This is a genomic window from Bacillus sp. FSL K6-1006 (assembly GCF_038593175.1).
GTDB lineage: Bacteria > Bacillota > Bacilli > Bacillales > Bacillaceae > Bacillus > Bacillus safensis.
This window is the reverse complement of record NZ_CP151970.1, coordinates 3,601,818-3,625,845: the sequence shown is the minus strand read 5'-3', so window position 1 is coordinate 3,625,845 and position 24,028 is coordinate 3,601,818. Positions and strand designations below refer to the sequence as shown.

The following is a 24,028-nucleotide window of genomic DNA, read 5'->3' as shown; positions in this document are numbered from 1 at the left end:
AATGTGAGAATATCAACTTAAGTAAAAAAAGTAAACACATTTTATTAAATTTATTAAGTAAAATTTTTTACTCATATAGAGAGAAAAGAAGCCCTCCACTTTGGCAGGACTTCCAGTTTGTTTATATGGTGCTTTTTCGAAAGACAGGCTCTGAGGCAATCAGAACAGTCTTAGGCAATGTTCTGCCGTCCACAAGTCTTTCTAAAAGTAAATCGATCGCTGTCTCACAAAGTAATGACGTATGGATGTGATACGTGGTGAGCGGCGGCGACACATATTGAGACACATGAATATCGTTGATACTAAAGACGCTGACGCGATTCGGCAGAGAAAATCCGCGCTCATTTAATGCTTGTAAGCAGCCGATGGCAAGAGGGTCACTAGCGACACAAAAAGCGGTGGGCAGATCATCACCAAGCTCGTCGATCGCCTTCATCATCAGCGAATAGCCTTCATCTACTGAGAAATGGTGGCCGATATAGACCAATCGCTCATCAAGCATATGGCGGGCCAGCATGTATTCACGGAAAGTCGTTTCACGAATATCTGGAATGTGCACGTTCGTATTGAGATCAAGGTCTGTACCGCCAATGAATCCAATGGATTGGTGCTCTTTTTCGATAAAGGAATCGATGATCTTTTCAACAATTCGTTTCAGGTTCGGCTTTACAGAATCAAAACGGTCTTCATCTGGCGTTGTATCAATAAAGACAATATGCGGAGTGATCGCATATAATTGGTCAAGCTCTGACGTTTTAAAGCGGCCGATGGCGATGATTCCTTCAGTAGCAGAATCAATAGAATGAAGCCCATCAGACGGATTGTAAGCGGTGACATTTAAGCTCCGAGTATTGGTGAGTTCCTCAATGCCGAGTCGAATGGATTTAAAATAAATATCTTCAAGCTCTTCCTTTTCGGTCATCCAATAGAGAAAGGCGATTTTTTTTAATGAATGTTTGAATGTCTTCTTTTGGTAGGACAAAGCTTCTGCGGCGGCATATACTTTTTCGCGTGTTTGATCGGTGACGGATAGGTTGGGATCTTGGTTCAGTACGCGAGATACCGTTGCAATGGATAAGCCTGCTTTTTCTGCAATGTCCTTTATTTTAGCTGCCAAATCAGCACCTCCTATAGAAAATATCTCCTCTTAGTATAGAGTCTTTAAAAAAATTAGTAAATATTTTTATTAAATTGTTTTCGTTTAGGCGGTTCTTTACGTGCTGGAGAGGAATTAGTAAGATATATATAGGTAAGGTGTTGGATTAAGATTTCTGATAGGAGAGGGACCGATGTATTACGATGCACTGAAGACATTTGTGACAGTGGTGGAGGAGAAGAACTTTACAAAAGCAGCCCAAAAGCTGCGAATTTCTCAGCCGAGTGTCAGTCTTCATATTAAGAACTTGGAGCAGGAATTCCAGACCGTTCTGCTGAATCGTTCACCAAAGCAATTAACCGTTACACCAACTGGGGATATGCTGTACCATCGATCAAAACAAATCATTCGTCTTTATGAACAGGCGAAGCAGGACATTTATGAGCATCATCATTTGGCAAGAGGAAAGCTGACCATCGGGGCGAGCTTCACAATTGGTGAGTATGTGCTGCCGCAAATATTGGCAGAGTTTCATCAGCTCTATCCGCATGTTGATATTGAGGTGGTCATTGATAATACAGAGGCGATCGCCAGACATGTCCGTTTATTCCATGTCGACATCGGTTTGATCGAGGGACAGACCAATGACAAGGAGCTTTCTGTAGAAACTTTTCTAGAGGACGAACTTTATATTGTGGCGCCATTAGATCATCCTTTTGCCAAGAAAAAAGATGTCACCATTGATCAATTACAGAACGAAACATGGATTACGAGAGAAGAGGGATCAGGGACAGGAGAATATTTACAGCATGTCCTGAAATCAAATGGACTGAAAGCGCGAACCTTTGTGACCTTTAGCAGCAATCAAGCGATTAAAGAAGCTGTGATCCATGGAATGGGTCTTTCTGTTTTATCTAAATATGTCCTCCAGCGAGGCAGCATTGGCGGTGAATTGGCTGTTATTTCTGTGAGAGGCATGGATTTCAAACGAAAGTTCTCCTATGTCGAGTCACCGATGACCGGGGGAAATAAAAATAAGGAATTGCTCGTTGAATTGTTAAGGAAAGAGAAAGAAGAAGCTTCTCCGTAATAGGAGAAGCTTCTTTTTTTATAACCCTTTAATTTTGATTTCATCGACTGGAAGGAAGATCTCACCTGTATCTGTATATTTCATGGTGACCTGATCGCCCTCTTTTAAATAAATGACGAGAGGTTCCTTTTCAGATGACATAGTGTAGCTTTTTCCATCGTCTAGCAGGAAGGTGACGGTTGTATAATCACCGGTCTTTTCTTTGTAGACTCGTTTGACCTTCCCTGCCGCTTCTTTCTTTTCCTGCTTAGAGGAACTGTTAACGGTACCGCCGCCTTTTTGAAGAGCTGTCTTATAGGCTCTCAGTGCTTCGTTTGGTGTAGAAGCATACGCAGCGATTTCTGGATTGGCTGCAGAAACGATAAAGTAGTTTTGCAGGAATCCATTTGAATCGAGAACCGGTGTGAGCCAGCTGGCTTCTCCATAGAAATTATAGAGAATCGGCATGCGCCCTTTCCATTTCTTCTCGATGAATCGTTTCTCAATAATTTGCAGAGCGCCCTGAGAATCCATGTAGGATTCTTCAAGATTTCCGGTATAATAAGTCGCTTTTCCTGTTCGGGCATTGGTCAGGGCATATCCGAGCATAGAATCAACGCCCTCTTTCGGACTTGTGAAATCTGTGAAGTAATACATATCTCCTTTTGAATCAAATACCGGGCTCACATTGGCTTCCGTTCCTTCATCTGAAGGCAGCTTGACATCTGACTTTCCAAACATACTGTTCCAGAATCCGTGAATATAGTTTCCGAAATAGCTGTTTTGCAGACTGACCGCCTCTGGTGAAACAGCACCGTCGATAAAGGCAGGTACTTGATCTAGAGCATATTTCTTCGTTGCACCCGTTTTGGCATCAACAACGACGACACCGGAAGCTTTAAAGCCGTTTCGGGCAGAGATGAAATCGCCATACGTTTGAATGTAATAAGGCTTGCCGTCATCATTGATTTCCAGCTGTGTACCGCCGTAGAAAATCAAATCTGGGTACTGGAGACGGATATGCCGCTCAATTTCTTTGTTGAAATAGGAGGAAGGCGTATAGACCATCTCCGTTTTCACGAACTTTGGATTAGCAGAGGAGTCGGTCGCACTTAATGTGAAGTAACCCGGCGTGCTGCCTGCACGAATCCATTTAAAGAAGTCCGAGAACTCCACTGGAGCGATGTATACATACTCACCGTTGACCTTCTGAATTTGCAAGCTGCCAAGCTCATAGTAGCTTGTGTTTGGCACCTGTCCGAACGATTTCTTCATTTTGTTCCGGGCAAATTGAGGCGGCACACTCGCAGGTGTTTCTTTTTCATCAAATGCTTTGATTTCTACTTTTTGCTCCATTTTGGAGACATCGAATTTCTCATTCGCATTGAATAGAAAAGCTGTCGCCATGTAAACACCGAGCAGCAATAGAATAAGAAACAGCACGCCTTTGATTTTACGCTCCAATCCAACCGACAAAAAGGCTCCTGCTGCTGTCACAACAAGTCCAATCAGCCATAGAGATGAAGGGTTCCGGTCTAAATTGGTGATGTAATAGAAAACAAAAATACCGATCATGAACAGCAAAGCAAGGCCAGCAATCCACATGAGCGGCACCTGCTGCTTTGTCCCTTTCTTTCTAACGATCAACCTGAGCGGTGTGAGCAAAAGGGTCAAGACAAGACCGATCACAACCGAAAATAACAAAATATATCCCACAAACAGATCTCCTTTCAAATCAATCACTCTTTTAGTATATACGAGTGTGAGGGGGAAAAGATTCAGAAGAATCATACCAATTCGATTTTATGAAAAAATGAGTTGAAAAGGGCCTTTTAATATTTCGGTAGGTTAAATGATATTGTCCTTGCGCTAGATGATTAGATTTTAGTGAATATTTTGTGGACGTAAACATTAATTTTTATCTCCGAGGAGTGTATATTCTTTTTATTCATTACTTTATGAATTTATATTGTAATAAATAAGATGTTAAAAGACAGAGATATCTTTTAAACAGTATAAAGATTCATTTTAATTTTCTACAGAATGAAATAGTTATAATATTCCTATTATGTTATATTATTTTTTATATAGTTAATATTAGGAGGTAATTTAAATTGAAAAGACGTATCCCTTTTCTCATTATTTTTACTTTAATTGTATCGTTATTTTCACCGTCTGTAACATTCAATATTAATCGAGAGGCTTCTTCAAGAGACAAAAGTGTCCAAATTGGTTATAAAGAAGCCGATGCTGTATGGGGTCTTGTCATTCGAACTATTTTTGTAAACGGGGTGAAAGCAAGTAAACATTTGTATAAATCAATAAAATATGCCCCTAAATATCCTGCTGGTTTTAAAGCTGTTCAAAATGGGACTAAAAAAGTTACAGTAAATAATAAGAAGTTGTTATCTGAGTTAAAACAGATTGAAGGAGGGACTTGGAAAAAAGTATATAAAGATGGCTATAAAGACGGAAAAAAGGTTTCTGTACATTATTTTCAAAGTAAATCTGGTTTGGTGTATGATGTGAAAGTTAAAAAAGGTTGGAGTGTGAAATGATTTATGAATAAAATAGAACTAAGATATTCTTCACATGAAGATTTAGATAGGATTATTGTTATAAATATCATTGGTATAATCATATCGCTAAAAGAAGGTTTAATCACTATAGAAGAAGCGGAAAAGCTCATGTTCAGTCCACGAACAATCGATGTTTTAAAGAAGAAAGGGATAAATGAAGAACTGATAAATATCCTTCATTTGGGAACAGAACTTGAAGATGTAGAAAGTTTAATACCACAAGAATTAAGTGATAGTTTAGAAGAAATAAGGGTAAAATGCTTAAAATTCCTGGAAAGAAATACAGAAAATGAAGTTAAAAATAATGTGGTAGATTATTGAGCTAAAAGTGTATATTATAAAATTTTGAGTAAATCTGTTTTCATCTATTGATCAAAACGATGAATTCATAAATAAAGAAGTCTGTGCAAACAGGCTTCTTTTTTATAAGATGGGAACATGAGGAAATGTATGCGCTCACATGAATAAGGAAGGAGTGAAGTCAATTGGCTTCTGTCAGTTTAAGTAGTATTGAAAAAATACGAGCAGCAAGCAGAGGATTGCCGCCAAAGCTGAAAGGAATTGCAGAACATATTACGAGTGAACCCAGCGACATTATTCATTTGTCTATTGTCGAGCTTGCCAAAAAAACAGCTAGTTCAGAGGCAACGATTTTTCGTCTTTGTAAAAGGCTTGGATTTGAGGGCTTTCAAGATTTGAAGATTGCAATTGCCCAGGAAATAGATCAAACAAAGCCTGATTATGTAGATGAAGAAATGAGTCTTGATGATGATACGGCCGTTTTTATGCAAAAGGTTTTTCAGGCGAATATATCTGCATTAAAGGATAGCTTTCAATTACTGAATCCAGAGGATGTAGAAAAAGCCATTCAAATCATTCATGAAGCAAAGCGCTTAGAGTTTTATGGGAGTGGCGGGTCCGGACTTATTGCAACAGACGCTTTTCATAAATTTATGAGGACAGGCATCAACTGTATTGTTCACACCGATTCCCATTTTCAAGCGATGTCTGCCGGTCTTCTCGACCAGCACAGTACAGTGATTGGTATATCTCATTCTGGCCGTAATAAAGATTTACTCGATGCAATGAAAACAGCAAAGGAAAAAGGAGCGAAAACCATCGGTATTACAAGTTATCAGCGCTCCCCATTGAGCCAGCTTGCTGATGTCACGTTGTATACTTCGACGCAAGAAACGGCTTTTCGAACAGAAGCGATGTCTGCAAGACTTGCTCAGCTCACTGTCATTGACGTACTATACTTTGCACTTGCTCACTTAAGACAGCAGGAAACTTTAACAAATTTAAAACAAATGAGAGAAACCATTTCACAAAAAAGGGTGTAATGGTTTCAAAAATAAATTTTTCTATTAGTGAAAAATGCCGTTGTGGTAACGATTTTGAGCTTTTAAGTGAAAATAATTTTCTTTTTAGTCGTTGAATGTCGAAAAAATTATTCCTATAATGGGATTTAACAGCTATATCAAAACAATAAAATATGATTTCAAATCAATGATTGGGCGTGATACAGATGAAGGGAAACCAGGCGGTAATTGGTTTGGATATTGGAACAACAAGTACAAAGGCGGTTCTGTTTGGACCACAGGGGAAAGTGATAGCAAAGCATTCGGTTCCTTATGATCTCATTCAGCCCCAGCCAGCATGGGTTGAACAGGACCCTGAACATATATTAGAAGCCGTCATTGCAAGTGTAAGAGGTGCGTTGACGAAAGCAGCATTTGATGCAAAACATCTCATAGGCGTCGGGATTAGTACAGCGATGCATTCCTTGATTGTGATGGATAAGGATGGCAAGGCGTTAACGAACAGTATCATTTGGGCAGATAACAGAAGTGCAGAACAAGCCAAGCGAATCACTTCAGACATGGACGGCTTCCAAGTGTATAAAAGAACCGGCACGCCGATTCATCCAATGTCACCGCTTTCAAAAATACGGTGGATCAAGGAAATGGCACCTGATGTCTTTAAGAAGGCAGCTAAATTCATTTCCATCAAAGAATATATTCTTTATCATTTCTTCGGTCAGTATGTCGTCGATTATTCAATCGCTTCAGCAACGGGACTGTTCCGTTTGGAAACGCTTCAATGGGATGAGCAGGCGCTGCGTATTGCTGGAATTGAAGCTGATCAATTGTCTGAACTTGTTCCCACGACGTATCAGCTGAGAGGGCTTCAGCCAGAGATCGCCCTGCGAATGGGCATTGCGGAAGATACACCATTTGTTGTTGGTGCGAATGATGGGGTTCTAGCGAACTTAGGTGTGGGAGCGATTGGAAAAGGTGAGGTGGCTGTCACGATTGGGACAAGCGGTGCAGTCCGTACGGTCGTGGACAAACCAATAACAGATGAACAATTAAGAACGTTCTGCTATGCGCTGACTGATAAGCATTGGGTGGTTGGAGGACCGACGAATAATGGCGGGATCATGCTGAGATGGCTGAAGGATGAATTTGGATCCTCGGAGGTAGAGGTAGCAAAGCGCCTTGGAGTGGACCCTTACGACCTGATGATTGACATTGCGAAAAAAGTTCCAGCCTTGATCAGAGGGGCTGCTGTTTCTGCCATTTTTAACAGGTGAGCGAGCACCTTATTGGAATCCAAATGCGAGAGGCACTTTCTTTGGGATTGGTCTTCAGCATAAGCGGGAGCATTTTATCAGAGCTGTGTTAGAAGGCGTCATTATGAGTGTTTTCTCAATCGGTGTGGCCTTAAGGGATTTAACCGGTTCAGCTAAGGATGTCAGGGCGTCGGGCGGATTTGCGCGATCTCCGCTGTGGCGGCAAATTTTAGCGGATACGATGGGCAGGGAAGTACTTGTTCCAGAAAGCTACGAGGCATCAGCACTTGGGGCGGCTGTCCTCGCACTTCATAGTTTAGGTTATATGGAAGAGATAGAAGAGGTTCAAGATTGGATTCGAATCTCTGCCCGTCATGAACCCAATATGGAGAACAATGAAACATACATAGAACTGTTTTACTTATATGAGCGTCTCTATGACAAACTCAAGGATGAATTTGATGTCATTAGTGCGCTTCAATTAAAACAAAATCATTAAACATCAGGGAAAAGGTGGGAGAGCATGCTTTTATTCATCGTGATTGCCGCAATTGTCCTTTTACTCATCCTCATAACAGTTGCTAAGTTGAATCCGTTTGTGAGTTTAATTATTACCTCTATGTTAGTCGGCTTTGCCACAGGGATGGACCTGCAGGAAATCATTCAATCCATCAAAACGGGGTTAGGCAATACGTTATCATTGCTCGCCATAGTTCTAGCGCTTGGAACCATGCTCGGGAAAATGATGGCTGAATCAGGTGGAGCTGAGCGGATTGCTCACACATTAATCGGCCGGTTTGGGACGAAAAATGTGCATTGGGCGATGATGTTTGTTGCCTTTATTGTGGGAATACCTGTCTTTTTTCAGGTCGGATTCGTTCTTCTCATTCCTTTATTGTTTACGATTGCGATTGAAACGGGCATCTCGCTCGTGACAATTGGGATTTCGCTCATTGCTGGATTGTCTGTCGTTCATGGTCTTGTGCCGCCTCATCCAGCTGCCATGGCAGCTGTCGGCATCTATCATGCCAACGTGGGGAAAACCATTTTCTTTTCCATTATTGTCGGTTTGCCGACAGCTATTATTGCTGGGCCGCTGTATGGAAAGTGGATTGGAAAGCGGATTCATAAACCAGTTCCAGAGCTGCTGAGAAAGCAATTTACTGAACGCAATGAAGATCGAAAACTTCCCGGCTTTGCAAATACGATGTTTACGATTTTGGTGCCAGTGATTTTAATGCTTCTTGCCACACTGGCGGATATTATTTTACCAGAGGACAATATTTGGTATCAGGTATTTAAGTACATTGGAGATCCAATTACAGCACTGCTGATTGCAACGGTGTATTCTTTCTTCAGTCTTGGCTTTGTGCAAGGAATGAGCCGTGACCGGGTGCTTTCCTTTAGTAATGAGTGTTTAGGACCGATTGCTTCCATTTTGCTTGTCATTGGAGCAGGCGGGGCTTTCAATAATGTGCTCATCGATTCGGGTGTTGGTGAATATATTGCGGATTTAGCCAAGCATTCGCCAATCTCGCCAATTTTGCTTAGCTGGCTGATTGCTGCGGTTATTCGTGTGGCAACAGGTTCTGCTACGGTCTCCATGATGACGGCAGCAGGTATTGTCGCACCGATTGCTGCAACTATGCCGGATGTGAGCAGAGAGCTTCTAGTGTTAGCAACAGGGGCGGGTTCGTTGATTTTGTCTCACGTCAATGACTCTGGTTTTTGGCTGATCAAAGAGTATTTTGGTATGACCATTAAAGAAACGTTTTTGACATGGACGGCTATGGAGACGATCATTTCTGTTAGTGCTATTGCATTTATTATGATCATTAATATGTTTATATAGTGAAACGCAACAGCCTGATTCTTCGGAATTGGGCTGTTTTTGCTTTTGGCAATACCACCTTTGTCAGATTGGGGTAAAATAAAGATATTGAGAAGCGGGAGGCGTACACGATCGAACCATTAAAACACGTTTATCATGAATTATTTATTGAAGAATTAGCGGAGAAACTTGCACAAGCGTCGACTGGGTTTGATGCTGAAGAATTCCAGCGGCTTGTGTTTCAAAAGGATTGGCAGCAGCTTGAGTTAAAAGGCAGAATGAGAAGAGTCACTGAATCGATGCATGCCTGTCTGCCTAAGGATTATGAGAAGGCCATTGAAGTGCTGCGTCAGACAGCCCCGCATTTTTCAGGACTTAGTGCGCTTGTATTTCCAGACTACGTCGAAACATATGGCCTAGCACATTGGGATATCTCGATCAAGGCGCTCGAATTCTTTACGCCTTTTTCCACTTCTGAATTTGCCGTTCGGCCTTTTCTGATTCAGGATCAAGACAAAATGCTGGCGCAAATGCTTGTATGGTCACAGAATCAAAATGAGCATATTCGGCGGCTGGCTAGTGAAGGATGCAGACCACGTTTGCCATGGGGATTAACTGTTCCTGCGCTTAAAAAGAATCCTTCGGTTACGCTGCCTATTCTAGAAAACTTGAAGTCGGACCCAGCGCGCTATGTGCAAAAAAGTGTAGCGAACCACCTAAATGATATTTCTGCAATTCAGCCTGATTTGATGAAGAAGACGGCTAAAAGCTGGTATGGAACGAATGAACATACGAACTGGATCATCAAACATGCATCTCGTACCTTACTAAAAAAAGGCGATCCAGATATCATGGCTTTGTTTGGCTATGGGGATGATCCATCTGTTCAAGTGACAGATTTGAAAGTAGTGCAAGACCCTATTCGTATTGGAGAGAAAATGACCTTTCAATTTACACTTCAGGCCGCTAAGCCACTAAAGCTGCGTGTAGAGTATGCCATAGACTACGTCAAAGCTCGGGGTACCCGCAATCAAAAGGTATTTAAAATCACAGAGTTTGAAACAAGTTCAGCGTTAGATAGAGAATTTATCAGGTCTCAGTCCTTTCAAAATATGACGACGAGAAAGCACTATGAGGGAACCCATACTTTAACGATTATTATCAACGGCATTCCAAAAGCGTCAATTGATTTTGAGGTAACAGAAGATAGCAGCTCATAAAAAAACCCGCCAATTCGGCGGGTTTTGGCGTTTAAGCCTTCTTTTTCATTAAGAATGAAGCGATGATGGCAGCGACTAAGAAACCAATGCTGATAATGGAGCTAGGCAGGTTTTCTTGTCTGAATAGGAACAAAACAAAGCTCAAACTGAGTACAAGACCTGCAAATAAAGTTAGATACGGAAACAGCCACACCTTGAAATACGGCTCCTGTGGATATTTTGGACGCAGTTTCAGATGTGCCAGACAAATGCTGATCCAAATGAGTGAAACAGCAAAACCAGGAATAGCCAGCATATAGCTGAAAATTTGGTCCGGATATAAGTAAGCAAAAAATGTTCCGATAAGAAGAAATAGAACGGTAACCCATAAACTTAAAATGGGTACGCCTCTTTTGTTGACTCGTGCCAGTTTTTTCGGACCGCCGTCTGATTTAGCCAGAGAATGAATCATTCTCGTCGTTCCATAAATTCCGGAATTAGCCGCAGATAGAACGGCTGTAATCAAGACGAAATTAATGAAGTGAGAGGCGCCTTGCATACCAGCAGCAGAAAAGACTTGGACAAAAGGACTGTTATTTGGGTCAATTTGATTCCAAGGAATAAGGCCGCAGATGATCAAAATCGGCAATGTGTAAAATAAGATAATCCGCCACATCATACTTTTGACTACTCCAGGCAGGACCTTCTCCGCATCCTTTGTTTCAGTAATGGTCAGCCCGATCAATTCAGAGCCTCCATAAGAGAAAATAACCACTAAAAGTGATGCAAAGATCGCACCCCATCCGTTCGGGACGAAGTTTTGATAGTTGGTAAAGGCTGGTGTGCTTTGTTCGTTTGGAATGATCCCAAATAATAATGCTACACCAAGAATAATAAAGACAATAATAACGAAAATCTTCATTCCAGCGAACCAAAACTCAATTTCACCAAAGTATTTTACATTATTTAAGTTAATTCCGATGACTAAGAGTGAACAAAGTAAACATAGTGACCATAGCGGCACGTTCGGCAGCCAGTATTGAAGCAGACTGCCAGCTGCAATAATCTCAATGACACATACAGTGAGCCACATAAAACAATAAACCCAGCCGACGACAAATGAAAAACGTTGACCAAGCGCAATTTGTATAAGGTCGCGAAGATTATTTCCCGGATACACAATGGCCATTTCGGCTAATGCTGCCATCACAATGAGGAGCAGCAATCCAGCAAATACATAGGAAAAAATGACCCCAGGGCCTGCTAAACCAATTGTATCGGCACTTCCTTTAAAGATTCCTGTACCAATGACCCCGCCCATCGCAATCATGCGAATGTGACGCGGTGATAAAAGCTTTTTTAATTCTTGTTGCTCCTGATTCGCGCTCATGACGTTCTCCTTTTTTAAAAATGCTTATGTTCCATTTTCTTTTTTCAAGACGTCAGTGTCAATATAAAAAAAGAGATTTTTCAGACAAAAATAGTGGTTGATTCTATCAAAACATATACTTATATCCATAATCCCCTTATTTCATCCATATTCTAAAAATGAAACTTCAAATAAATGAACATTTGCCTTATTTATGACATAAACAATTTTCAGTTTTTGTCGATATATCTTTTGTATTACTAAAGTCCTAATAAAGAATTGTTTATAACTGTAAAATATTTCAAAAATGTAAGAGTTGAAAGGAGTTATGAAAGATGTTTATGAAAAAAGCAAATGATTCATCGGCTGGAATCCTTCTGAGTGAAAGCAGCCAATTAATAGAAAGAATCGAAAAGGGAGACCTTTCAGCAAGATTAGATACTGCTGCATTCTCTTCAAGCCAAACGATAGAAGCGGTAGCGCAAATTAATGAAGCTTTGCAAAAGATGCAGGAAGCTCATGAAAATATTCAAATGCGGGTGGAATTAGTGACAAAAGCCATTCAAGTTGGCTTATGGGATATGGTCGTCATCGCTGGAGACCCGGTCAATCCAAAAAATGAATTCACATGGACGGATGAATTCCGCAGAATGCTCGGCTTTCAAAATGAGCACGATTTTCCAAATCTATTAGACAGCTGGGCATCTCGAATACATCCGGATGAACAAGAATATACATTAGATGCATTTTCTTCGCATTTATTGGATCATTCAGGGCGTACGCCATATGATATCGAATATCGCTTAAAGTTAAAAAATGGAGATTATCGCTGGTTCAAAGCAACTGGAACGACCGTTCGTGATCGAAATGGTGTCCCTCTTCGTGTGGCGGGAGCTCTTTTTGATATCCATGATCAGAAATTGAAAGAAGAAGAGCTGCAAGCATTCGTCACAAGATATGACTTAATCAACCGTGCGCTTGTCGAAGCTCCTTGGGACATGGTGGTAGAGGCCGGTGATCCAGTCAATCCAAATAACGAATTTTGGTGGTCTCCGCAGTTCAGAAAAACGCTTGGTTTTACAGACGAAAAAGATTTCCCGAACGTGTTAAGCAGCTGGAGCGACCGTCTGCATCCTGAAGATCAAGAAATGGCTCTTCAAGCCTTTGCAGATCATTTAAATGACCACTCTGGACGCACACCGTTTGATATTGATTACAGATTGCAGCGCAAAAATGGGGAGTACCGCTGGTATCATGCGGGTGGTGAAACCATTCGTGATGAAAAAGGTGTTCCTCTTCGTGTGGCAGGAACCATTCGTGACATCACGTTAGAAAAAAACAAAGAGAAAACAGCGAATGAAATGGCTTCACAAGTAGAACAGCTTTCAAGTTCTATTAGCGAGATGGTATCGGGCATTAGCTCTGTGACAAATCAAGCACAGGAGCTTGCTGTTGCTCAAGAGCAGTCAACGTCTGCCGCAAATCTAGCAAAAAATAGTGCAGATGAAACGAAAAACATTTCTGACTTAATCAAAGAAGTGGCGAACCAAACGAACCTGCTTGGTCTGAATGCTGCAATCGAAGCAGCTAGAGCTGGTGAACAGGGCCGCGGATTCTCTGTTGTTGCAGATGAAGTACGGAAGCTGGCGCTGCATAGTGCCAATGCAACGGAAAATATCGAATCTAGTTTAACGGAAATGAAAACACAAATTGATGAAATTCTTGAAAATATCTCGAATATGACAGCTCTTACGCAAACACAGGCTGCTTTAACAGAGCAAGTGAATGCTGCAGTCGATGAAGTGAATCACATGTCTCAGCGTCTTGTGGCGTATTCAAAGAGTATTTAATCGTGAAAAACCGCCCTCTCATAGAAGGCGGTTTTTTTCATTAAATTTGATCTGCTGGGAAAACAATACCTGCATCTTTTCTTGCGGCATCAAGAACTTTCATCACGGAGAGACTTTCATCAAGCCATGCATAGCACTGTTCATGATTTTTTGTTTCAATGATCTGCTGAAAAGCTTCAGCTTCATAAAACAGCCGATTTGGATTCGTTTGTGCATTGAGTGAGATGACCCTGTCATCAACATGCAGCAGCACTTCCTCGCACCCATTCGCCCCATTCTTCACATGAATGAAGCCTTTTTCTCCTTGAATCAATGCAAAGTTCATGCTGCTTGTATCCTTACTGCCGACACTTGTCGCAATAAAATCATTGTAAGTGAACGTCAAAACACCAGATGTGTCAATACCGTTTGGATGGCGGTTTGCCTGATATCGGACTTGCTCTGGTGATCCAAAGAGGTTCATGATGAAATGGACATTATAGATGTTAATATCCATCAGCGCTCCTCCAGAGAACTCAGGGTTAAAGACATTTGGCGTTTCGCCGGCTAGCAGCTGATTATATTTGCTTGAATATTGACTATAGTTGCATTGAACCAGTTTGATTTTACCTAATTGATGAAGGTGCTTTTTGATCAAATGATAGTTTGGCATATGAACGGTCGTAATGGCTTCAAATAGGAGAAGCTGCTTTTCCTTTGCGAGAGCGATTAAGGCTTCCAGCTCTTTCACATTAGAGGTGAAAGGCTTTTCGCATATCACATGTTTTCCGTGTTTCAATGCTTTCGTTGCATGCTCGCTATGTAAACGATTCGGTGATGCGATGTAAACGGCTTCTACGTGAGGATCTTCTAGCATAGCAGTTAGATCCGTATAAGTTGTCTGCACCCCAAATTTGTCTGCGAGCTTCTTTGCCGTTGCTTCCTTTCTTGAATAGACAGCGTGACAAGAAGCACCGTCGAGCTGTTCAACCGCTTGCAGGAAGCCTTCCACAATGATACCTGTTCCGATGGTTGCGATGTTCATTCTCAAAACCCCTTCCACTCGTTTAAGCTGACTCTAGTATAACCGATGTTATCATTGAACGTGTACTGAGATACCTGAGCGAAGGTGTGCCAGTGATCAACACCGGCACACCTTTGGCAGCCCTTACAATCAGCTGATATTTGCTAATGTTTGCTTTGTTAACAATTGAATAGCTGCCTTCCTCTTTTTTAACTCTTGAATAGAGTGCTGGATATCTTCGACTTTTTGCTCGAGCAGCTGTTCAGCTTCTGTTTTTGACTGTTTTTCGAAAAGTGATTTGATAATTTCACGAATTTCTTTAAGCGAGAAATCTAGCTTTCTCGCTTCCGTGATAAATGACAGCATGAGTACATATTTTTTATCATATAGACGATAGCCGTTATGTGCTCTTTTTGGCTCTGGGAGCACTCCCTCATTTTCGTAAAAACGAATGGTTTCAATATGTACACCAGACATTTTTGACAATTTACCTCTCGTAAACGTAATCATTCCCTGCACCTCCTTTCTTTGCTATCCATCATACAATTAGATTTACTCGTTTCAAAACATTCTATAGTGGTGGACGATTGTTCTGTTTTACTAGTTTCAAATGGGGGATCAGCGCGATGAATAGAATGCGTTATAATAGAGTAGACTCATGTGATATTTGTTACAGATATGAACAAGTAGACAGCGTGAAGAAAAAACGATAGGCTAAAATAGGTAAATAGTAATGAAATAACCTGTCATCATCGTAATGGTGGCTCAAAATAGTGACAGCACGTTTTTGCTGAGAAAAGGGGACCAGTGAATGTATAAATTAGTCGCAATTGATATGGATGGTACGTTATTAAATGATCAACATATGGTACCGGATGAAGTGTTTGAAGCCATTCAACAGGCTAAGGCAGAAGGAATTAAAATTGTCTTATGTACAGGCCGGCCGATTGGCGGAGTAAATCGCTATTTAGCTGATCTTCAGCTTAATCAAGAGGGAGATTATGTGATCGCGTATAATGGAGCACTTGTTCAAAATAGCCATACAAATGAAGTGGTGTCAGAGCTGACATTATCCTATGATGACTTAGCTTCTTTATATGAATTGAGCCGTCAGCTGGATACACCGATGCATTATTTCGATTCAGCCAATTTATACACACCGAATCGCGATATTAGTGAATACACAGTTCTTGAATCCTATTTAACAAAACTGCCGCTTAAGTATTTACCTGTCGAAGAGGCAGATTCATCTATGAGGCTTCCGAAGATGATGTATATTGATCAGCCAGAACGTTTGGAAAAAACGATACAAGCCATCCCATCTGAAGTGAAGGAAAAGTATATGATGGTGAAAAGTACAGATTTCTTCCTTGAAATCCTGCATCCTGATGTGAGTAAGGGAAATGCCGTGAAGCTTCTAGCGAAGGAGCTGGGAATTCCTCGTGAAGAAGTCATGGCTATTGGTGACAACGGGAACGACGTCTCAATGCTAGAGTTTGCGGGCTGCGGCGTCGCTATGGGAAATGCCATTGATGATGTCAAAGCCGTAGCAGATGTTGTAACAAAATCTAATAATGAAGCCGGAGTAGCACATGTCCTGCATGAGCTGGTTTTAGGAAAATAAGAAAAGAGCGGTCTGCCAGTGCGGTAGCCGCTTTTTTATATATTGGAGAAAAAGTAAACAAGCATACGTCTGCTGCTTAAATTCGTCTTTTGCAGCATCGCTTTCACATGATCATGAACGGTATGGGGTGAAATATATAACGTACTCGCAATTTCCTTTGTCGACTGGCCCTTTAATAAGCAGTCGAGGACGTTCATCTCTCTTTCTGTCAGCCTGTACGTTTTCGCTGCATAAGGAAGAATATCATTTGTTTGGGCTCGTTTGATGTGAATCATGACAGCCTCCTCCTGCCTGTCAGCCTGCGCCAATCGAAAGGCTTGAAGGGAAAGAAAGACCCCCGTAGGCATTCTTGTGATGCTTGCTGCTGTTTGATCGGTGCCGCCGTATAAAAGTTTAGCGCCTAATGCTCTGAACGGCCGGGGCATGACGGCTTGGTCATGGATTTGCTCAAAGACTTGAAATGTATGAAGCCAATGGAGCCCTGTCTCATTTCCATAAAGAAGCTTGTAATGAGTTGTAAGAATGAGAAATCCTTGCTGCTCCGCCGCATCATCATCTTCAGTGTCCCTTTTTTTGAAAATCTCATCTCTCAGCTTGGCTGCAAGTGACGGTGTTAGATCGATGACTGCTTGTATATCTCGCTTCTGAAAAGGTTCCTTGCCCTGTTGACGATAAAGGCTGGCGATACCCCAGCATTCTCCTTGGATCACAAGGGCTGCCCGCAATTCATCAGACCAACCGTTAGGTATCAAAATATGCAGATAGCGCTCGCTGCTCAGATATTCACCGCTTTGGACGAGACTCGCAGCATGAATAGGGCCTTTGGCTAGAAACTCATGCTGATGCACGTCCTTTTTTAAAAATTCATTTTGAAAGAGCTGGTCATGAATTTCTTCAATCGGTTCATCAGTGTAGGAACCTGTCGAGAGGAGAGTAGCTGGATCGATGGTTGTGATACAGGCGGCATCAAAATCAATGACAGCAGCAAGCTCGTCCCGAATGTGCTGCCTTAGCTGCTGAAAATGAGTGGCTGGATTGACCACATGATCTCCTCCTCAAAAACCCCCACTTTTAGGGATCGTTTTTTCTGGTGCCTCTTTTTACAATAAAGATGTCATATCGTTAGTGTACAGGAAACGATGGAAAGCGGAAAGGAACTGGAGGAGAATCATATGAAAGGAAACGAGCATTGGCACGACCCTGTTGCTGAATCATACGCAGCAACGATTTCACATAAAGTACCCGGCTATCACCTTTTGCATGAGTTAACAGTAGATGTATTAGAAACTGAAATAAAGGGAGCGGCCTCTCGTATTCTAACTGTCGGAGCGGGTGGGGGCGAAAAGATCATCAACATGCTTCAGAGAAAAGAAGACTGGCTCATCACAGGAGTCGATCCCTCTGCATCTATGCTGGATATGGCGAAACAGCGGGTTTCAAAGCTTCATATGGAGACGCGTGTCACATGGTATGAGACCGCATTAAACAAGGTGTCTGCTGAAGCTGTTTACGATGCCGCAGTGAGCCTGCTCGTGATTCATTTTGTAGAAAATCGGCTGCCATTTTTACAGGAGATTGCACAAAGGCTTCAACCAGGGGCCCCGTTTGTACTCGCATTTATACAAGGAGAGATGAATTCCAGCGCATTTCAGCAAGAGCTTCATATGCTGTCTCTTTTCATGAAGCGGCAAGGTCTAGGAAAAGAAGTGTTTTCGTCCTTTCATGACAGACTGGGACGTGCAACATATCCTGTGCCTGAGGAGGAAATGAGGGGACATTTAATTGAGGCGGGGTTTCGAGACATCAGACCTTATTTTCAGGCAGGAATGATCAAAGGGCTTGTTTGCAAGCGAGGTCGTAGAAAGGCGGATGAGAGATGAGATCACAGGTAATGGTAATTGGCGGCTATGGACATGTCGGACAGCAAATATGTCTTCAGTTAAGTGAAGTGTATAAAGGGCAAATTGTTGCGGCGGGGAGAAGCTATGAGAAGGCTGAACAATTTTCACAGCAGACCAAAGGCAGAGTCCGTCCTTACAAACTAGATGTTAGAAAGCCATTAGATTCTGACTGGATGAATGAAACAAAGCTGGTGATCATGTGTCTCGATCAAGAAGACACGTCATTTGCTGAAACCGTTCTGAGGGCAGGCATTGATTATATCGATATTTCTGCAAAAGGGGCGTATATGGAGCAAATGGCACAGCTGGATCAGCAGCAAATCAGTGCAACGGCTTTGCTCAGTGTAGGCCTCGCGCCCGGTCTTACAAATTTATTAGCTGCGAAAGCGGCTTCTATGCTTTCATCAGTGGATCAAATAGATATTGGGATTATGCTTGGATTGGGGGATCAGCATGGAAAAGCCGCGATTGAATGGACGATTGATCATGTCCATACTGAATATGAACTCACTGAACATGATCAGCAGAAAAGAGTGAAAAGCTTTACTGGAGGCAGACCGGTCAACTTTGGTGGACAGCTTGGAAAGCGGTATGCCTATCGATTCCCCTTCTCTGATCAACAGACATTGCCTTCCACAATTCATGTGCCATCTGTGACGACAAGGCTTTGTTTTGATTCACGTCTAGCGACGGGTGCATTGGCCTTTACAAGGAGCCTTGGACTGACGTCGTTCCTTACATTACCGAAAATGAAGGATCGAGCCATTTCAATGATACAATCTTCTCAAGTGGGAACAGATCAATATGCGGTCAAAGTGGAAGCGGCAGGGACGGATGGGAAAAAGGTTCATCATGCAGCACTTGGAATAAAAGGACACGACGAGTCTCAAGCAACAGCTCAAGTCGCCTGTGCTGCGGTCCTGCATTTATTGAGCAGGCGGTTTCAGCCAGGGATTTTTCATATTGAAGAATTATTTTCACTAGCATATGAGAACGGGCATTTTGCTTTGGTGGATCAAAAAACAGGGGAAGAGCAGACATTAGCGATAAGGGCCAGCCTTTTGACGGCATAAAAAAAGACTAGCATTCTGCTAGTCTTTTTATGATGACGTTGACACATCCCCTTTTTTCTTAATGCTTGCTGTGATGAGCTGTGTCAGTGTGTCAGAACCTTTTTTTGAAAGATGGACACCATCGGACTGAAAATAGGATGGCTGTCCAGTAGCGGCTGAATGCCAATCGACCAAGGTGACATTTTGATCTTGATCAGCCACTCGCTGAATGACCGCATTCACATCATTTTCCCATGACCTTGGAACCCTCGTATTCACTAGGAAAATATGTGCCTTAGAAAAGTTTTGAATGAATGCTTTCAGCGTGTCCTCAGTAAAATAACCATTTGTGCCGAGTTCAATGATAACAGCGGCATCAGATTGATTAAATGATTTGTATTGAGGGGCAATGCTGACGGCTTCGTTCATTTGTCTGCCAACTTTCCCATCGATGGTGATTTGTTTATATGCTTTTTCGAGATTCGGCGCAATGTCTAGCATGACAGAATCACCAATGGCAAGAACTTGGTGAAATTGTTTTTGATCAGCTGCTTTTTTCTCGTGCTTTTCTTTCTTTTTCTTCGCTTTTGATTCCGATGGTTCGGCTGTTTTTTTCGGTGCTGTCTTAATTTGCGTCACTTCCTTCACATGTGGGGAGGAAGTGGACGAGTTAGACATGCCAATGATAAATAAGATCAAAAGAGCTGCGGTGATCCCAAGGAACACCTTATTAGATGTAGACCACTGTTTGATTCCTTTTTTCCAAATAGACCAAGAGGAAAAATATTGTCTGAAGCCATGCTGGCGGATCGGCTGTTCGATGAAGCGATAGGAAGCCTCAGCAACTAGTAAAATGGCGATGAGCTGCAATGTGACACGCGCTATGGAAGGCTGTCCAATTTCAATGACCGGTGTGGTCAGTACGATAATGGGATAATGCCACAGGTAAATACCATAAGACCGCTTACCAAGCCAGACGAGCGGCTGAAAGGACAGCCATTTCCCTATAAGACTTGCAGGGTGGCAGACGCACCCAATTAAGATGGCCGCATTCAGACAGAATAAAAGCATGCCGCCCTGATAGAGAAAGGCATCGAAATCGTCCACTGCATAAACACAAAAAAGGAAAATCGCAAACGAACCGAAACCGGCAATATGTAAAATACGTCTGCCAACAGGAAGTAATTTTTTGCTGGATAGTCTTTGCATAGGCCATACAAATGCCAGACTGCACCCAATCAGAAGCGCAAATGCACGAGTATCTGTCCCATAATAAACCCTGCTTGGATCGGTATCTGGTGAGTAAAGAATCGCCATCCATAAGGCGGAGACAAGCGCTAGGCCAAAGGTGATCATAGGCAGATGGGATCTGTTTTTTACCCATTTCAGCCCTGCAATCAACAGTACCGGCCAAATGATATAAAATTGCTCTTCTATTGCCAGAGACCACAAATTTTTCAGTGGAGATAGGGCATTGAAGCTATCAAAATATGAAAGCTGGTGAAAAATGTACCACCAGTTACTGACATAAAAAAAGGACGATATGGCATCGCCACGAATGGACAATAATGCATTTGATCCAGCAATCGCGCACCAGCTGACGGTTATAAAAATCATGATGTAAGCGGCTGGAAGAAGCCTCCTGATCCGTCCCATCCAAAATGGCAAAAGCTCTTGATAGCCTAAATCCTGCTTATGTAACAAGATCGTTGTAATCAAGTAACCAGAAATGACAAAAAATAAATCAACGCCAAGAAACCCGCCGCTTGCGGGTCCGATATGTAAGTGATAAGCAATGACTGCCAATACAGCAACGGCTCTTAGTCCATCTAATCCTAAAATATAACGAAAACGATTTTCCTTGCTGTTCATGAAAATGAATCCCCCATCAATGTCAAACGCATCTTTTTGTTGTTCATTCAAAAGAGCAACGATTCTTTTATTTTATATAAGATTAGACGAATCAGCATTACATTTTGTTGGCGAATTTCTATCTTTTTTAAAATTTTTTTAATTGATGGGTTAAGAGATGTCGAATTTGATACTCAAAACCAAAATCCCTGTCATAATAAATGAAGAAGGAAAGGGGATGTGTTGAATGAGAACGATCGAAAATGATCAGTTATTGGTTCAGATTCATGAAAAGGGAGCGGAGGTCAGGGAGGTGCTTGACAAGGAAAGCGGGCGTCACTATATGTGGTCTGGTGATCCAGCTTATTGGGGCAGGGTGTCGCCTGTCTTGTTTCCGATTGTTGGGCGATTAATGAATGATCAATACAAGATGGACGATCAAACCTTTGAGCTCACGCAGCACGGATTTTTACGTGATGTCAATTTTGATTTATATGAAGAAACGAAGCATACGGTGACCTTTCAATATGAATCAAGAGGCCGGCATGTGAAGCAATACCCGTATGAATTTACAGCGCGAATTCGTTATGAACTATCGGAAAATGGACTGACGATTTCCTGGGAAATTGATCATGACGGAGAGGATACGATGTATTTCTCTATTGGAGGGCACCCAGCATTTCGCATTCCTCTTGTTGAAGGCGATCAAACAGCAGATTATTCACTCACATTGACACCTTCCACTGATCATCTCCCTGTGCAATATGAACTGCGGAATTCACTTGTCAGAGAGAAAGAAAAAGGTATTGAGCTTGAGCCGATCCAGCTTCGGCCAGAGCTTTTTCAGCATGATGCGATGATTTTTAGCCATATCAATCGAGTGTCATTGACTTCAGGGGCAGGTCACGGAGTTGAGGTCGATCTCACTGGCTTTCCTTTCGTTGGCATTTGGTCACCTTTTGATCAAGAAAAAGGAACGATGGCTCCTTTTGTTTGTATTGAGCCGTGGTATGGCATCGCCGATATGGAAGGGACGAATGGGCAGTATAAAGAGAAGTTTGGTATTCAAACATTAGAAAAGAATGAGACCTTTCATGCCGCTTATACGATTTTCTTCAAATGAACATTTGTGCATGATGAGGTGAACAATTTGTTATGATAGAAGAAAAAGGGGGCGTATGAATGGATCGAGAGAAACAACAGCTGAGTATTGAAGCGGCAAGGCTTTACTATTTGTCTGATTACAGCCAGCAGGAAATTGCCAAACAGCTCGACCTGTCGAGACCGACTGTATCTCGTCTGCTTCAATATGCGAAAGAGAAGGGGTACGTCCAGATTACGGTGATGGATCCGTTTGAGGATTTAAATGAGCTTTCTTCATTGCTCAAGGAAAAATATGACCTGCTCGAAGCTCATGTGGTGTTTTCGCCAAAGGACGACTATCCAACCATCACCGATTATTTGAGCCGATTTGGTGCAGATTACTTGCAAGAGACGGTGAAAGACGGCGATATCGTTGGCGTGAGCTGGGGAACGACTATGTATCAAATTGCACAAAAGATGCAACCTAAACAGGTAAAAGGTGTAGAGGTTGTCCAGCTCAAGGGCGGAATCAGCCACTCTCATGTGAATACATATTCTGCGGAAACCATCCAGCTGTTTGCTGAGGCCTTTCAAACAGCACCGCGCTATTTGCCGCTTCCTGTAGTATTTGATAGTGCTGCCGTCAAAGAGATGGTTGAGCAGGACAGACATATTCAGCGAATTATTGAAATGGGCAAGCAGGCGAATATCGCTGTGTTTACTGTTGGAACGGTAAGAGATGAAGCACTTTTGTTTAGACTAGGTTATTTCCGTGAAGAAGAAAAAGCGCTCCTCAAGCAATCCAGTGTCGGAGATATTTGCTCGCGCTTTTATGATCAAGATGGACGCATTTGCAGTGAAGCCATTAACAATCGCACAATTGGCGTGGAGTTAGATGATTTAAGGACAAAAGAACGATCCATTCTTGTCGCTGGCGGTCATCGAAAAGTGGCTTCTATACACGGCGCACTAAGAGGAAAATATGCGAATGTATTGATCATCGATCAGCACACAGCGAGGTCTCTTTTAAATGTCACAAAATAGATGAACAAAATTTCATAACCATGTTTACAATTGTTCACTCGTCATATATGATGAAAGTATCATAATTAAAAGGAAGTGTGAAGCATGACGATAGCAAAGCTCATTGATCATACAGCACTAAAACCAGATACAACTAGAGCTGCAATTATGCAGTTACTTGAAGAAGCAAAGACTCATCAGTTTGCATCTGTTTGCGTAAACCCAACTTGGGTATCTCTAGCGTCGAAAGAACTAGCAGGAACAGGTGTAGATGTATGTACAGTCATCGGTTTCCCGTTAGGCGCAAACACAACAGCGGTAAAAGCATTCGAAACAAAGGATGCCATTGAAAACGGTGCTACAGAAGTGGACATGGTCATCAATGTTGCGGCATTGAAAGACGGCGAATATGATGTGGTTGAACAAGATATTCGTGCAGTTGTAGACGCAGCAAAAAGCAAAGCATTAGTGAAAGTCATTATTGAAACATGTTTACTTACTGATGAAGAGAAAGTCAAAGCTTGTGAGCTTTCAGTGAAAGCGGGCGCTGATTTTGTGAAAACATCAACTGGATTTAGTACAGGCGGTGCGACTGCTGAGGACATCGCATTAATGCGTAAAACAGTAGGACCTGACATCGGTGTGAAAGCATCAGGCGGCGTGAGAACAAAAGAAGACGTTGAGGCAATGACAGCAGCAGGTGCTACCCGTATTGGCGCTAGTGCAGGCGTTTCCATTATCAAAGGGGATCAATCAGCTCCTTCGAAAGACTATTAATTCATACGATCCTATGGTAGGATAACATTCATGACTCATAAATGATGAAAAAGTCATATGCGGAAGGATCTCACTTCTGGGAATTTCTTCCGCGTTTTGTTTACAAAATAGGGTTTGTTCTATACAAGCGCATTAATGTAAACGAA

General features: G+C 42.1%; 20 protein-coding genes and 1 pseudogene. 14 read left to right on the top strand and 7 right to left on the bottom strand.

Annotation, left to right across the window (positions count from 1 at the left end; genetic code table 11):
* Window positions 1–121: 121 nt before the first annotated feature.
* Entirely contained in the window at window positions 122–1,117 is a 996-nt protein-coding gene (locus NSS65_RS18845) for a LacI family DNA-binding transcriptional regulator (protein ID WP_044334886.1), read from the bottom strand.
* Between the two features lie 172 nt (window positions 1,118–1,289).
* Between NSS65_RS18845 and NSS65_RS18840 the strand changes: the two genes are divergently transcribed.
* Window positions 1,290–2,186: a LysR family transcriptional regulator gene (locus NSS65_RS18840; RefSeq protein WP_046312694.1), complete on the top strand. Its 897-nt coding sequence runs from the start codon at window positions 1,290–1,292 to the stop codon at window positions 2,184–2,186.
* 18 nt (window positions 2,187–2,204) lie between these two features.
* Here the strand turns inward: NSS65_RS18840 and NSS65_RS18835 are convergent, their stop codons facing one another.
* Window positions 2,205–3,881 carry a hypothetical protein gene (locus NSS65_RS18835; protein ID WP_098677070.1) on the bottom strand — a complete coding sequence of 559 codons (1,677 nt, stop codon included), beginning with the start codon at window positions 3,879–3,881 and terminating at the stop codon, window positions 2,205–2,207.
* Window positions 3,882–4,279: 398 nt separating this feature from the next.
* Between NSS65_RS18835 and NSS65_RS18830 the strand changes: the two genes are divergently transcribed.
* The 6 genes and pseudogenes from NSS65_RS18830 to NSS65_RS18805 all read left to right on the top strand — a co-directional run bounded on the left by NSS65_RS18830 (window position 4,280) and on the right by NSS65_RS18805 (window position 10,370).
* Window positions 4,280–4,723: a hypothetical protein gene (locus NSS65_RS18830; RefSeq protein ID WP_024427564.1), complete on the top strand. Its 444-nt coding sequence runs from the start codon at window positions 4,280–4,282 to the stop codon at window positions 4,721–4,723.
* Between the two features lie 3 nt (window positions 4,724–4,726).
* Window positions 4,727–5,065 carry a DUF3969 family protein gene (locus NSS65_RS18825; protein ID WP_051627327.1) on the top strand — a complete coding sequence of 113 codons (339 nt, stop codon included), beginning with the start codon at window positions 4,727–4,729 and terminating at the stop codon, window positions 5,063–5,065.
* Window positions 5,066–5,229: 164 nt separating this feature from the next.
* Window positions 5,230–6,087 carry a MurR/RpiR family transcriptional regulator gene (locus tag NSS65_RS18820; RefSeq protein WP_326135189.1) on the top strand — a complete coding sequence of 286 codons (858 nt, stop codon included), beginning with the start codon at window positions 5,230–5,232 and terminating at the stop codon, window positions 6,085–6,087.
* 185 nt (window positions 6,088–6,272) lie between these two features.
* Window positions 6,273–7,818, top strand: a pseudogene (gene gntK, locus NSS65_RS18815) (gluconokinase).
* A gap of 24 nt (window positions 7,819–7,842) precedes the next feature.
* Window positions 7,843–9,171, top strand: coding sequence for a GntP family permease (locus NSS65_RS18810; RefSeq protein ID WP_034281397.1), 1,329 nt, complete (start codon window positions 7,843–7,845; stop codon window positions 9,169–9,171).
* 215 nt (window positions 9,172–9,386) lie between these two features.
* Window positions 9,387–10,370 (top strand): hypothetical protein, encoded by a 984-nt coding sequence (locus NSS65_RS18805; protein ID WP_240491051.1) that lies wholly within the window; start codon window positions 9,387–9,389, stop codon window positions 10,368–10,370.
* Window positions 10,371–10,401: 31 nt separating this feature from the next.
* On the opposite strand, the gene NSS65_RS18800 is transcribed toward NSS65_RS18805, so the two are convergent.
* Window positions 10,402–11,739, bottom strand: a complete 1,338-nt coding sequence (locus tag NSS65_RS18800; RefSeq protein ID WP_326135191.1) for an amino acid permease — start codon at window positions 11,737–11,739, stop codon at window positions 10,402–10,404.
* A gap of 314 nt (window positions 11,740–12,053) precedes the next feature.
* Here NSS65_RS18800 and NSS65_RS18795 point away from each other — a divergent pair, with 314 nt between their 5' ends.
* Complete coding sequence (locus NSS65_RS18795; protein WP_034281394.1) at window positions 12,054–13,568, top strand: PAS domain-containing protein; 1,515 nt, start codon at window positions 12,054–12,056, stop codon at window positions 13,566–13,568.
* A gap of 40 nt (window positions 13,569–13,608) precedes the next feature.
* Here the strand turns inward: NSS65_RS18795 and NSS65_RS18790 are convergent, their stop codons facing one another.
* Both NSS65_RS18790 and NSS65_RS18785 read right to left on the bottom strand, forming a co-directional pair.
* Window positions 13,609–14,592, bottom strand: a complete 984-nt coding sequence (locus tag NSS65_RS18790) for a Gfo/Idh/MocA family oxidoreductase (protein ID WP_144496463.1) — start codon at window positions 14,590–14,592, stop codon at window positions 13,609–13,611.
* Window positions 14,593–14,721: 129 nt separating this feature from the next.
* Window positions 14,722–15,081, bottom strand: a complete 360-nt coding sequence (locus NSS65_RS18785; RefSeq protein ID WP_039182663.1) for a MerR family transcriptional regulator — start codon at window positions 15,079–15,081, stop codon at window positions 14,722–14,724.
* Window positions 15,082–15,382: 301 nt separating this feature from the next.
* Here NSS65_RS18785 and yidA point away from each other — a divergent pair, with 301 nt between their 5' ends.
* Complete coding sequence (yidA, locus tag NSS65_RS18780; protein ID WP_041118302.1) at window positions 15,383–16,195, top strand: sugar-phosphatase; 813 nt, start codon at window positions 15,383–15,385, stop codon at window positions 16,193–16,195.
* Window positions 16,196–16,230: 35 nt separating this feature from the next.
* Here yidA and NSS65_RS18775 read toward each other — a convergent pair whose 3' ends face one another.
* Entirely contained in the window at window positions 16,231–17,238 is a 1,008-nt protein-coding gene (locus NSS65_RS18775; protein ID WP_326135193.1) for a helix-turn-helix transcriptional regulator, read from the bottom strand.
* A 129-nt stretch (window positions 17,239–17,367) separates the two neighbouring features.
* On the opposite strand from NSS65_RS18775, the gene NSS65_RS18770 reads away from it, so the two are divergent.
* Window positions 17,368–18,075, top strand: a complete 708-nt coding sequence (locus NSS65_RS18770; RefSeq protein ID WP_326135194.1) for a class I SAM-dependent methyltransferase — start codon at window positions 17,368–17,370, stop codon at window positions 18,073–18,075.
* Window positions 18,072–19,169, top strand: a complete 1,098-nt coding sequence (locus NSS65_RS18765) for a saccharopine dehydrogenase NADP-binding domain-containing protein (protein ID WP_070326202.1) — start codon at window positions 18,072–18,074, stop codon at window positions 19,167–19,169. Before NSS65_RS18770 ends, NSS65_RS18765 begins: the two co-directional genes overlap by 4 nt.
* Window positions 19,170–19,196: 27 nt before the next feature.
* On the opposite strand, the gene NSS65_RS18760 is transcribed toward NSS65_RS18765, so the two are convergent.
* Complete coding sequence (locus NSS65_RS18760) at window positions 19,197–21,020, bottom strand: acyltransferase family protein (RefSeq protein ID WP_070326283.1); 1,824 nt, start codon at window positions 21,018–21,020, stop codon at window positions 19,197–19,199.
* 226 nt (window positions 21,021–21,246) lie between these two features.
* Here NSS65_RS18760 and NSS65_RS18755 point away from each other — a divergent pair, with 226 nt between their 5' ends.
* The 3 genes from NSS65_RS18755 to deoC all read left to right on the top strand — a co-directional run bounded on the left by NSS65_RS18755 (window position 21,247) and on the right by deoC (window position 23,882).
* Entirely contained in the window at window positions 21,247–22,122 is an 876-nt protein-coding gene (locus NSS65_RS18755; protein WP_070326201.1) for an aldose 1-epimerase family protein, read from the top strand.
* Window positions 22,123–22,181: 59 nt separating this feature from the next.
* Window positions 22,182–23,126, top strand: a complete 945-nt coding sequence (locus tag NSS65_RS18750; protein ID WP_070326200.1) for a sugar-binding transcriptional regulator — start codon at window positions 22,182–22,184, stop codon at window positions 23,124–23,126.
* Window positions 23,127–23,210: 84 nt separating this feature from the next.
* Entirely contained in the window at window positions 23,211–23,882 is a 672-nt protein-coding gene (gene deoC / locus NSS65_RS18745; protein ID WP_070326199.1) for a deoxyribose-phosphate aldolase, read from the top strand.
* Window positions 23,883–24,028: the final 146 nt, after the last annotated feature.